General features: G+C 35.2%; 11 protein-coding genes. All 11 read right to left on the bottom strand.

The window, feature by feature from the left end; genetic code table 11:
• Positions 1 to 29: 29 nt before the first annotated feature.
• Positions 30 to 1,190, bottom strand: a complete 1,161-nt coding sequence (locus K5Q12_RS01720; RefSeq protein WP_220742016.1) for a hydroxymethylglutaryl-CoA synthase — start codon at positions 1,188 to 1,190, stop codon at positions 30 to 32.
• Positions 1,191 to 1,245: 55 nt separating this feature from the next.
• Positions 1,246 to 2,868 (bottom strand): ABC-F family ATP-binding cassette domain-containing protein, encoded by a 1,623-nt coding sequence (locus K5Q12_RS01715; protein ID WP_220742015.1) that lies wholly within the window; start codon positions 2,866 to 2,868, stop codon positions 1,246 to 1,248.
• Positions 2,869 to 3,016: 148 nt separating this feature from the next.
• Positions 3,017 to 3,442, bottom strand: a complete 426-nt coding sequence (locus K5Q12_RS01710; RefSeq protein ID WP_220742014.1) for a hypothetical protein — start codon at positions 3,440 to 3,442, stop codon at positions 3,017 to 3,019.
• 44 nt (positions 3,443 to 3,486) lie between these two features.
• Positions 3,487 to 4,221: an RsmE family RNA methyltransferase gene (locus tag K5Q12_RS01705; RefSeq protein WP_220742013.1), complete on the bottom strand. Its 735-nt coding sequence runs from the start codon at positions 4,219 to 4,221 to the stop codon at positions 3,487 to 3,489.
• Entirely contained in the window at positions 4,221 to 5,102 is an 882-nt protein-coding gene (gene prmA, locus K5Q12_RS01700) for a 50S ribosomal protein L11 methyltransferase (protein ID WP_220742012.1), read from the bottom strand. The genes K5Q12_RS01705 and prmA overlap by 1 nt, the downstream gene beginning before the upstream one ends.
• 2 nt (positions 5,103 to 5,104) lie before the next feature.
• Complete coding sequence (locus tag K5Q12_RS01695; RefSeq protein WP_220742011.1) at positions 5,105 to 6,172, bottom strand: zinc-binding alcohol dehydrogenase family protein; 1,068 nt, start codon at positions 6,170 to 6,172, stop codon at positions 5,105 to 5,107.
• Between the two features lie 30 nt (positions 6,173 to 6,202).
• Positions 6,203 to 8,056: a translation elongation factor 4 gene (gene lepA / locus K5Q12_RS01690; protein WP_220742010.1), complete on the bottom strand. Its 1,854-nt coding sequence runs from the start codon at positions 8,054 to 8,056 to the stop codon at positions 6,203 to 6,205.
• 131 nt (positions 8,057 to 8,187) lie between these two features.
• A complete protein-coding gene (glyS, locus tag K5Q12_RS01685; protein WP_220742009.1) occupies positions 8,188 to 10,248 on the bottom strand; it encodes a glycine--tRNA ligase subunit beta in 2,061 nt (686 codons plus the stop codon).
• A 2-nt stretch (positions 10,249 to 10,250) separates the two neighbouring features.
• On the bottom strand, positions 10,251 to 11,195 hold the full coding sequence (gene glyQ / locus K5Q12_RS01680) for a glycine--tRNA ligase subunit alpha (RefSeq protein ID WP_220742008.1): 945 nt from the start codon (positions 11,193 to 11,195) through the stop codon (positions 10,251 to 10,253).
• 327 nt (positions 11,196 to 11,522) lie between these two features.
• On the bottom strand, positions 11,523 to 12,068 hold the full coding sequence (gene frr, locus K5Q12_RS01675) for a ribosome recycling factor (RefSeq protein WP_220742007.1): 546 nt from the start codon (positions 12,066 to 12,068) through the stop codon (positions 11,523 to 11,525).
• Entirely contained in the window at positions 12,068 to 12,793 is a 726-nt protein-coding gene (gene pyrH / locus K5Q12_RS01670; RefSeq protein WP_220742006.1) for a UMP kinase, read from the bottom strand. Before pyrH ends, frr begins: the two co-directional genes overlap by 1 nt.
• Between the last annotated feature and the right edge of the window lie 19 nt (positions 12,794 to 12,812).

Raw genomic sequence — 12,812 nt, 5'->3', positions numbered from 1 at the left:
TCCTTTAAAATTTATTTTTAAATCTTATTTTATCTGTAGATACGTTGGCCTTTTTCCCAACCAAAAAACTGTACTAGTTGGCTAGTGTTATCAGCATATGATTGTTTATCAATGTTTGAACAATAGAGATGGGATTTAAACATTAATTCATAATCAGTCACTGATAATTGTTGCCTAGAATCAAGTATTTCTCGAACATCATTAATCGGTAAATAATTTTCAAAACCCTCTTGAAGTGTCACTGAAAATAATTCCGCTTCTGCCCCAGATCCATAACTAAAAATAGCAAGTTCATCTTTCGATTTTAAGTCAGATTGATTGTTTATTAAAGATAATAAACTGAGATACACTGATCCAGTATAGATATTACCAACTTGGCGACTATATAGTTGACTGGTGTATAACCTGTTAAGTAGTTTTTTCTGATTGATATCTGTTGCTTCAACAAGTATTTGATCAAGTGCCTTTTTCCCCATTTTTGTATAAGGCAAATGAAATGCAAAACCAGATAAATTATTTAATGTCTTGTTAGTATTTAGTTTATATTGCTGCCATAATGTAACAAACATCTTTTTATAAACATCTGTTGATAAATGTCCGTCAACTAACGCTTCGGATCTATCAAGTGGTCGCCAAAAGTCAGCAATATCTTGAGACATAAAAACTGAATCATCATTAATCGACAATATTTTTGGATTACTAGATATAATCATTGCAATTGCGCCACCGCCTTGTGTCACTTCACCTGGTGTGTTTAAACCATAGCGCGCAATATCAGCTGCAATCACAAGTACCTTTTTATCAGGATGTGATAGAACATAATCTTTAGCTTGCATAATGCCATACGTTCCCGCATAGCAGGCTTGTTTTAATTCAATTGTCCTAGTGTATGGTGATAATCCAAGTAATCTTTGAACATATATTGCAGCTGACTTAGAATTATCAATTCCTGACTCAGTCGCAAAAATAACTGTATCAATTTCTTCAATGTTTTCCTGATCAACAATTTTTTTAGCTGCATTAGTCCCCATCGTAACAATATCTTCATAGTTTGGAATGACCGCCTGCTTATCTTGTCCAATACCAATAGTATATTTTTCTGGTTCATCACCTCTTGCTTTAGCTAAATCAACTAAGTCTAAGTAAAACCGAGGTGTATAGAATGCTATTTTATCAATCCCAACTAACATTAATTTTAACTCCTATAGTTAATAGTTAAAAAAGCGCCCCGAGACGCTTTTTTAATTAGTACAGTGCATTGACTTTTTCCTGAATGCTATCCGTTGTAATAAACTCATCATATGTTGTATCAACACGATCAACTACGCCTTTAGCAGAGACTTCAATCACATGATTAGCAGTTGTTGCTAAGAATTCGTGATCATGAGAAGTCATAATAATACCACCCTTAAAATTGACCACAGCGTCATTTAATGATTGAATCGATTCTAAATCCAAGTGATTAGTAGGATCATCCATTAACAATACATTTGCTTTGAGTAGCATCATCTTTGCTAATGTAATACGCACCTTTTCACCACCAGATAAAACCTTAATTTCTTTAAGTGAATCATCACCACGGAAAAGCATTTGACCAAGCATGCCACGTAAGCTCGTGTTGTCTTTCTGCTCTTCTTCAGCAAACTCGCGTAGCCAATCTAAAATAGTTTTATCTTGATCATCAAAATTATCATTTAAATCTTTTGCAATGTAAGATTGAGAAGTAGTCACTCCCCATGTAACAGTACCAGTATCAGGTAACATGGTGCCTGATATAATTTGCATTAATGTTGTTGTTGCTAAATCAGACCGAGATAAAACAGCTATTTTATCTCCTGGTCTGCCAATAAATGAAATATTATCTAATACTTTTTCACCATCAATTGTCTTAGAAACATTTTCAACTCGGACCATATCATTTCCCATGTCACGATTAATAGGAAAATTAATAAATGGATATTTTCTTGAAGATGGTTTAATATCATCAAGCGTAATTTTGTCTAATTGCTTCTTTCGAGCCGTCGCTTGTTTAGATTTAGATGCATTAGCAGAAAAACGTGCAACGAACTCTTGTAGTTGTTTAATTTGCTCCTCTTTCTTAGCATTCTGCTGTGACGCTAATCTTTGAGCTAATTCTGATGATTCACGCCAAAAATCATAATTTCCGACAAATGGTGTTATCTTACCAAAATCAACATCTAATATATTGGTTGATACAGCATTTAAAAAATGACGATCATGGGAAACAACAATCACTAAGTTTGGAAAGTCTGCTAAAAAGTCTTCTAACCAATTGATTGTCTTCACATCTAATCCGTTAGTGGGCTCATCGAGAACCAAAATATCAGGGTTTCCAAATAGTGCTTGAGCTAACAAAACTTTCACCTTATCATTTTCAGTCAATTCGCTCATTAATGTATTTTGCATATCATCAGGAATACCCAGTTTGCTCAACAATTGTCCTGCTTCAACTTCTGCATTCCAACCATCAAGTTCCTCAAATTCGGCACCCAAATCCGCTACACGAACACCATCCTCATCATTAAAATCAGGTTTGGCATATATAGCATCCATCTCAGTTTTAACTTCGTAAAGACGTTTATGACCTTGAATCACAGTGTCCAAAACAGTAAATTGATCAAACGCAAAGTGATCCTGCTGTAATGATGACATGCGTTCACCGTCACCAATAGAGATGTTCCCTTCAGTTGGTTGTAACTCTCCTTGTAATAACTTCAAAAAAGTTGACTTCCCAGCACCGTTTGCACCAATAATGCCATAGGTATTGCCAGGTGTGAGTTTTAAATTAACGTCTTGATAGAGCTTTGGTCCAGAAAAACTGAAGCTCATTTCTGATACTGTGATCAATTAAAGTTCCTCCAAAATAAATAAAAAATGTATTTTTAGTGATTATTTTGTCTAAATACTAGACAAAATAGTTATTATAACTATACCAGAAAAGTAAAGTTGATTAGTAATTTTAATCTAAACAATAACTCAAATTTTAAGATTTGAGTTATTGTTTAGACGCTAAACTAACATTTTCATGGTCTATACTGTCGAGATCTTGAAAACCACTTTCAATGGGAATCAGATTCTCATCAGGATCATCGCTAGTATCACCAAAAAATGTAAATAGGCTAAGTGTTAAATATAATAATGCCAAGTAATAACCATAAGATGATGAGACTAACTCAAAAAAGAATGTGGTGAATATTGCAAAAATGATTGGTAATCCAAGTAAAATGAATGGTGAATATCCTTTTTTTCGAGTCTCAAATCCTAAATACAATGCATATATACTATTTAACAGCAAATAAATAACAATAATTTTCCATACATCATTTAAACTGACAATGTTCAAAATCCATGGCAGAACAATCGCTATAAACAAAATAATTGCAATTTGGATACAATAGTCCTTTTTTAAAATTAATTTCATAATAATTGCCTTTCAAACGAGCATACTTTAATTTTTATCTTATTTTAACTTAATTCACATAATGTACTAATTGCTGATAGCGCATACAAAGGAGCTGTTTCAGCCCTTAAAATTCTAGGACCCAAGCCTGCAGCTATATAACCATTTGATTCTAGTATTTCTAATTCTTCAGTAGTCAGCCCACCTTCTGGACCAAAAACTAAAACAAGATGTTTTAAATCTTGATCAGTGATTTGAGTAACAAACGCCAATTTTTCACCAGCCTTAGCCGATTCTTCCCAAGCAACTATGCCAGTATCTTTCTTCATGTTACAAACTGTCTGCCAATTCACAAATTCAATACTTGGAATCATTAATCGATGTGACTGCTCAGCTGCTGACTTAGCAATCTTTTCAAACCGAGCTTGCTTTTTAGCCAGTTGCTTATGCCAATCAACTACTGTTCTTTTCATATCGGCCATAATAATATGATTGACCCCTAATTCTGTTGCTTTTTGAATAAGCCAATCTGATCGATCATTTTTTAAAGGTGATACAACGATTGTTACTTCGATAGGTAATTCAGAATTAGTGTTAATTTTTGAGACAACTTTAATACTAATAATATCGTTGGATACACTGTCAACCTCTCCTACAAAAACTGATTGGTTACTATCGACAAATTCAGCCTTTGAACCAATTCTAGCTCTCATTACCTTCCCAAAATGTTTAAAAATATCTTGATCTGAAGTTAATATGATTTTGTCATCAATCAGTCGATTTAAAAAATAACGTTGCATTATTTTATTTCCTTTAATTTTGCTATGTAACTGTGCCACTTTCCCATTTGAGATTTTTGAACAATATAATAGCCATTTTTTTCTAATTCCTCAGTAATATGCGATTCAATATCATCATATATGCCAGAAACCAGAAAATATCCTGATTTTTTTAAAAGGGGTATAGTTTGAGGGATTAACCTTTCGATAACATCAGCTAGAATGTTAGCCACAATTAAATCAACTGGTTTGATATCTACCTGTTCAAGTAAATCACTGACCATTAATTCTATGTTTCCTGCACTAGAATTTAATTTAATATTTTCTTTAGCAACTTCTACAGACATTTCATCTATATCTGTTGCCAAAATGTTCTGTACACCTAAATGCTTTGCAGCAACAGCTAGTACCCCGGATCCTGTACCAACGTCAATCATAGATTCTCCACCGCGAACAACAGTTTCTAAAGCTTGTATCATCAACTTGGTTGTTTCGTGAGTCCCTGTACCAAAAGCTAATTGTGGATCCATAATAATTGGATATTCATCTTTTTGCTCAGGATTAAATGATTCCCATGAGGGTACTACCGTAAAGTGACGCGTAATACGTTGTGAATGGTAGTATGTTTTCCAATTATTATCCCAATCAGTCTGAGACGTTACATTGGTATATATATTGGCAGGGGATGCATCTATATCAAACGTTTCAAGTTGATTAAGGTTTTTATTTACTTGATTAAAAATATTTTTAAATTGTTCGTCTTGAGGGTAATAAGCTATAACTGTTAGCGTAGTGGTGCTTTCTTCAATTTGAACCCCATCCGCTCCGGCTGTCAAAAGAATTTCCGTCACTGCTTCAACAGCTGCATAATTTGTTTCAATACTAATAGATTGCCATTTCATTATTAATCCTCATAGTCAATCACTACTTTTCCAATATTGTGCCCATCTTCAATCATTTTTGTAGCTTGAATAACATTATCAGCGGATAATCCTTTTAATGTTTTTGTAACTGTCGATTGAATGACTCCCAAGTCAATTAGTTCTGCAATGTTATTTAACGCTTTTCCCTGACTTTGCATATTAATTTCAAAATTACCTTTGGCAAACATAAACACCCAATTAAATTGCGCACCGATGTTTTTTAAGGGGCCTATATCTATTGGCACCTTTGTGTCAACAATCGATGTAATTCTACCGAAGGGTTTAATTATTCGTGCTGCAAAATCAAAATAAGCACTTGTATCATGCAAAATAGCCACATAATCAACGGATTCATGCTGAATGTTTTTTAGTTGCTTTTCTAAATTTTGATGATAGTCTAAAATGTAATCTGCTCCAAGATTTTTTACCCATGAGACAGATCTGGCTTGAGAAGCTGTTGTTACTACCGTCATCCCCATATATTTAGCCAATTGAATCAAAATAGATCCCACACCACCAGCTCCATTAATAATGAGAATTGTTTTTTTCTCTGCAATATTAGATCTCACTTCAAGGTTAAAAGCTTCATTCATGATTTCAAATGCAGTTATTGAAGTGAGCGGCATAGCAGCTATTTCATGATTTTTTAATGACAAAGGTGCATGACCAACGAGGCTTGCTTTCACTGTTTGATATTCACTCAAAGCGCCATTTGTTATTTGTTGTCCTGCGTAAAAAACTTTATCTCCGATACTAAAAGTGTCAACATCTTGTCCAATATCTTCAACGTAACCAACAGCATCAAATCCTAGTATGCGAAATTCTCCAGGATTATGATAATTAAGTCTCATCTTAATATCAACTGGGTTAATGGCGCTAGCTACTACTTTGACTAATATTTCGCCTTTTTTTGGTTTTGGTTTTAGCACATTTTTTTCAAAAAAAACATTAGGCGAACTAATTGGTAAAGCATGATCAAATCCCACGCTTTTCATCCTGATATAATTGTTAAACGGCCATAACTGCTTTATTTTATCTAAAATCGGCATAAGCTAGTCTCCCCATCAGTTTAACGGCAATCAATTGCCTCGTGCATATTGTACATCATCATCTGTTTTTAATACAGCCATAAAGGCTTCTTGCGGAACATCTACCGTCCCTACAGACTTCATTCGAGCTTTTCCACGTTTTTGCTTATCAAGTAATTTAGCTCTTCTATCAGGATCTCCTGTATGAATTTTAGCTGTTACATCCTTACGATATGCTTTAATATTTGTACGAGCAAGTATTTTTGCGCCAATTGCAGCTTGAACTGGAATCTCAAAATTTTGTCTTGGAATAATCTCTTTTAACTTTGATGTAATCACTCGACCTCTTTCAGCGGCAAAATCGCGATGAACAATAAAACTTAGGGCATCAACTTTTTCCGAATTCAACAATATGTCAATTTTCACTAAATCAGATTGCCGGTAACCAGAAATTTCATAATCAAGTGAAGCATAACCTCGCGTACTTGATTTTAGTTTATCAAAGAAATTAAAAATAATTTCGGAAAGTGGTATTTTATATTTAACATTCACACGGTTTTCGTCAAGGTACTCCATTGTATCAAATTCACCACGTTTTCTTTGGGCTAACTCCATTACTGCACCTACATACTCATTTGGCACCATAATTTGTGCATCAACATAAGGTTCTTCAATAAACTTAATTTTTGAAGGTTCAGGCATTTCAGAAGGATTTTCGATTTCAGTCATATCCCCTTCATTAGTTGTAACATGGTAGGTCACTGAAGGTGCTGTCGTTACTAGATCTAAATTAAATTCTCGTTCTAATCTTTCTTGGATTACATCCATATGTAACAGACCTAAAAAGCCTACACGATAACCAAAGCCGAGTGCTTGTGAAGTTTCAGGTTCAAAAGTTAGTGCTGCATCGTTTAATTGTAATTTTTCTAAAGCATCCCTTAGATCCGCATATTTTGCATTATCAGATGGATACAGACCTGAATAAACCATTGGTGTCATCTGCTTATAGCCACCCAATGGCTCACTTGCTGGGTTATTAACTAAGGTAATTGTATCTCCAGAATGTGTTGTATGGATATCTTTAATAGAAGCAGTGAGATAACCTACATCTCCTGCCATCAGATAGTCTCTTTTTTGAGCTGTTGGAGACATCACACCAACTTCGTTAACCTCATATTCGGCACCAGTATTCATCATCCTAACTTTATCACCTGGCTTGACTATTCCTTCTCGAACACGCATATTAACAACCACACCACGATAAGGATCATAAGCTGAATCAAAAATTAATGCCCGTAATGGTGCTGTTAGGCTACCTGTTGGTGCAGGCAATTGCGTAACAATTTTTTCCAGCAATTCTGGTATACCAATACCCTTTTTTGCAGAGGCCAATACTGCTTCAGAGGCATCGATACCAATTACATCTTCAATCTCCGCCCTAACTTTTTCAGCATCAGCTGCAGGTAAATCAATTTTGTTGATAACCGGTAATATATCTAAATCATTATCCAATGCTAAATAGACGTTTGCTAAAGTCTGAGCTTCAACACCTTGTGCTGCATCAACTACTAAAATCGCCCCTTCAGCAGCTGCCAAAGATCTTGAAACTTCATATGAAAAGTCAACATGCCCTGGTGTATCGATCAAATGGAATATATAAGTTTCACCATCTTGTGCGTCATAATGTACTTCAACTGCATTTAACTTTATGGTAATACCACGTTCTCTCTCAAGATCCATTGTATCAAGTAATTGGTTTTGCATATCACGTTCAGCTACCGTATGTGTTTGTTCCAGAATACGATCAGCTATGGTTGATTTCCCATGGTCAATATGTGCCACAATTGAAAAATTCCTAATATGCTTTTGGCGTTCTTCAAGTGCTGCTAAATTAATTTCTGTCATCTTTATCTTTAGCACACAACTGTGCTTTCCTTAACTATTCTATCTCTTTCATTTTATCATGAATATTATTAAAAAAGTGGTACTGAAAATGTGTAAAAACAACATTTTGGGTTCCACTTTTAATAAAAATCCTATTTGATTACAATTAATTCTAAATCACCTAACTGTTCAATTAGATTATTAATTTGATTGAGTTGTGCATAGCGATTCAATCTAACATCCACATTTTCATCATTAACCATTGTTGTATCAAAATATTCTGTGATAGGATCTTGTAACGTTGCCAAAGATTCATATAACACATCTGTTCCTTCAGAAATCGCCATAGAATCTTCCAGTGTTTCAACTGCTTTATACAGCTTTGATTCACTAGCATTTTCAAATAAATCAGGGTTAATACTTTGTGTCACAGGCTCTTTTTTTGCTAGGCGAGCTACTCTAGTCAGTGATTCTATTATTGATCGGAAATCTTTATCATTTTGATGTTCACTCAAAGTAGCTATTCTATCAAAAATATGCAAAATATTGACCTTACCAGCATTTGCAGAACCAGCCGCAATAATATCCTGTCGCATACCAGCATCGACAGCTAATTTACGCACACGATCTAAAATAAATGTCAAAATGTCGCTTACATTAGCTTCATTTGCCACTTTGCCTGATTGTTCAATAAATTGTGATATTAATGGCTTTAAATCCAGATTCCATCCTTTAGCCTTTATTGTTCTGACTACACCCGTAGCTGCTCGCCTTAATCCATATGGGTCATTAGAACCTGAAGGGATTAGACCAGCCGAGAAAAATGTTACGATAGTGTCTATCTTATCAGCAATAGCCAATACTGCACCTATATCACTGGTGGCTGTTTCACTAATCGCCGATTTAGGCATATAGTGTTCTTTGATTGCAAGTGCAACTTGCTGGTTTTCACCAAATTTTTGAGCATAATGTTCGCCCATAATTCCTTGTAATTCATCAAATTCGCCAACCATGCCTGTCATCAGATCAAACTTGTAAATTTCTGATGCTCTTTGAAGATTTTCTTGTGCAACAGAACTAAATTTGAGTGTCTTAGCGATGTTGTTGCTCAAATGACCAACACGTAGCATGTGTTCTTCAACAGTACCTATTTTTTCATGAAAAATTAAAGATTTAATTTTAGTCATGTAATCTTCTATAGATTTTTGTTGATCTTCTCTGTAGAAAAATTCTGCATCTTCAAGTCGAGCAACCAAAACTTTTTCATTACCAGCGACAACATTTGTAATATTATTTTCATCACCATTTCTAACAGATAAAAAGTGTGGTAGTAGTTCTCCTGATTGATTAGTTACAAAGAAAAAACGTTGATGTTCTCGCATCGAAGTTATCAAAACTTCGTCAGGTATCTCTAAGTATTTTTCATCAAAATCACCTGCAAAAGCTGTTGGCCATTCAACAATATTGTTAACTTCTTCAAGTAATTCTTGTGCTGGTTGGTTGTCTAATGTAAGTACCCAATCATTATCTAATGCTATGTTTTTAAGTTGAGAAACTATCTTTTCTTTTCTCTCTAATGCATCAGCAATAACATATGCATTACTTAATGTTGTTTGATACTCATCAGCATTTTCTATTTCAATATGATCCGTTGATAAGAACCGGTGTCCTCTCGTAATACGACCACTCGAAACATCCAAAATATTAAATTCAATTATCTTAGAATCTAATAAAGCAACTATCCATCTAATTGGTCTAACATATAAAAAGGAATGGTTAGCCCATTTCATGTAGGTAGTGAATTTCATTTTTTTAATGACTTCTTCACCAATTTTTTCGAGGATTATGTTAGCATCCACGCCGGGAGTACGTTTTGTTAACCAAACGTAACCATCACGTTCTTCAAAATCAGATGTATCGGCTTGTTGTCCACGAGCAAATCCTTGAGCTGCTTTTGACCACTCACCATTAGCATCTTTAGCACGTTCAATTGATGGTCCACGTTTTTCTTCAGAAAGTGATTTTGATGAATCAGCAACACCTATTAACTGTACGGCTAATCTACGTGGCGTAGAGTATGGTTTAACACTCTCTACTTCTAATCGATGATCATTCAAAAAATGTTGTGTAAGTTCAACAAGCTGAGACTCAGCACTTGTAACAAGATGGGCTGGAATTTCTTCTAAACCTATTTCTAATAAAAATGTTGACATCGTTACTTGTCCTCCTTTGATGCATACTTACCATTCTTACCTATATACTTTTCACGTAATGTCGCATCTTTAAGCAATGGGAATTTAAGCTTAGCTCTTTCTTCAATAAAAACTTTGGATACTCGTCGCGCCATTGTTCGAATACGATGTAAAAATCCTGCTCTTTCAGTCACAGATACACTACCACTTGCATCTAGCAAATTGAAAACATGTGATGACTTTAAGATATAATCATAGGCGGGATGTACCAGTCCTAAATCAAGTAGTCGGGTTGCCTCTGATTCAAATTCATCAAAATGGCGTAACAACATTGATTGGTCTGAATCTTCAAAAGCATATTTTGAATGTTCATATTCTGGTTCTTTAAAAATGTCACCATATAAAACACCATTTCCCCATTCAAGATCGTAAACCGTAGGTACGTCTTGAATGTACGATGCTAATCTTTCTAATCCATATGTTACCTCTGCAGTTACAGAATCTACTTCTATACCACCAACTTGTTGAAAATAAGTAAACTGTGTTACTTCCATGCCGTCAAGCCAGACTTCCCATCCGATTCCAGCAGCACCCATTGACGGATTTTCCCAATTATCTTCTACAAAACGAATATCATGTTCGAGTAGCTTGATTCCTAAAGCCTCTAAAGAACCCAAATATAATTCTTGTATATTATCAGGACTGGGCTTCATAACTACCTGAAATTGATGATGTTGGAATAGTCTATTTGGATTATCACCATAACGCCCATCTGCAGGACGACGAGATGGCTGCACATATGCAGCATTCCATGGTTCTGGTCCGTTAGCACGTAAGAAAGTATACGGAGACTGTGTCCCAGCTCCAACTTCATTATCGTAGGCTTGCATTAAATTTGCCCCTTGCTTTGCCCAATACTGCTGCAAAGTTAGGATAATATCTTGTAAGGATAATTTTTCATTTAGCATATTGATTGCTCCATTTTACTATTTGATAGTTTAAATTTATGACAAATAAAAAGCGCAAGCTCCCAATGTCAAAATAATTTGACATCAGGACGCTTGCGCGCGGTTCCACCTGATTTCCTGAAAGGATTGCTTTCAGACACTCGAAATGTCTACGCCCTCAATCACCGCCACATGACTTCTACGTTTGTAAACACCAATGTTTATATTATGCATGGAATTATGCCAAACGTCAAGACTAAGTGTAGATAATATTACTCAAAATCAGAAAAATCGAAAATAATGTTTAAAATTTCGTTTTTTTAAGCTTTAAATTATAGTTAACTTACATCAAATATTTAATAATTCTTTTTCTTTATCCGCTGCAATCGCATCGATTGCTTTAATGTTATCATCCGTTAACTTCTGAATATCATTCTCAGCTTTACGAACGTCATCTTCTGGCATTTCTTTATCTTTTTTAACAGAATCCATAGCATCACGTCTCACATTTCTAACAGAAACTTTTGCTTTTTCAGCTTCTGCTTTGACCTGCTTCGCTAAATCTTTTCGCCCTTCCTCAGTCATTTGAGGAATAGCCAATCTCACAATATTCCCGTCTGATGATGGATTGAGTCCCAAATCTGACATATTGATTGCTCTAATGATTTCCTCAAGAACTGACTTATCAAAAGGTGTAATTAAAAGGATACGCGCCTCAGGCACTGAAATAGAAGCAACTTGGTTTAATGGTGTCATAGCACCATAATACTCAACCTCAATACGATCTAATATACGAGGATTTGCCCTTCCTGTCCGGATACTTCCCAATTCACGCTGCAATGCCTCTTGAGCACCATGCATACGATTTTTTGTGTCAGTTAATTCAAATGTCATTATTTTTCTCCTGTTACAGTGGTTCCGATATTTTCTCCGAGAACAACGCGCTTTAAGTTACCTTTTGTATTTAAATTAAATACGACAAGTGGCATATTATTATCCATAGATAATGAACTAGCTGTCGAATCCATCACCTTAAGACCTTTTTTCAAGATCTCTAAATGAGTTAGCTCATTATACTTTACCGCTGATACATTTTTATTGGGATCAGAATCATAAATACCATCAACACCGTTTTTACCCATAAGAATAGCATCGGCATTAATCTCATTGGCTCTTAAAGCCGCAGTTGTATCAGTTGAGAAATATGGTGATCCAGTACCAGCAGCAAAAATAACAATTCTACCTTTTTCTAGATGGCGAATTGCGCGTCCTCTGATATAAGGCTCTGCAATTTGTTGCATTGTAATTGCAGTTTGCACACGAGTATCAACGCCAACACGCTCTAAAGCATCTTGCAATACTAACGCATTCATTGTTGTCCCCAACATTCCCGTATAATCAGCTCTCGAACGTTCCATCCCAACTTTTGATGCAGGTTCTCCACGCCACAAGTTACCACCCCCAACAACTATGGCAATTTGTGTACCCAAATCATGCACTTCTTTTAGATCTTTCGCTATTTCAGACACAGTATCTAAATCAATTCCCTGTCCCTTATCACCAGCTAATGCTTCACCAGAAAGTTTCATCAAAACGCGTTTGTACTTAATATCTGTCATGGTTTACCTCTTTTTTTAT

The organism is Leuconostoc palmae (assembly GCF_019656075.1).
In the GTDB taxonomy this organism is placed as follows: Bacteria; Bacillota; Bacilli; order Lactobacillales; family Lactobacillaceae; genus Leuconostoc; species Leuconostoc palmae.
This window is presented reverse-complemented; position numbering and strand designations above follow the sequence as displayed.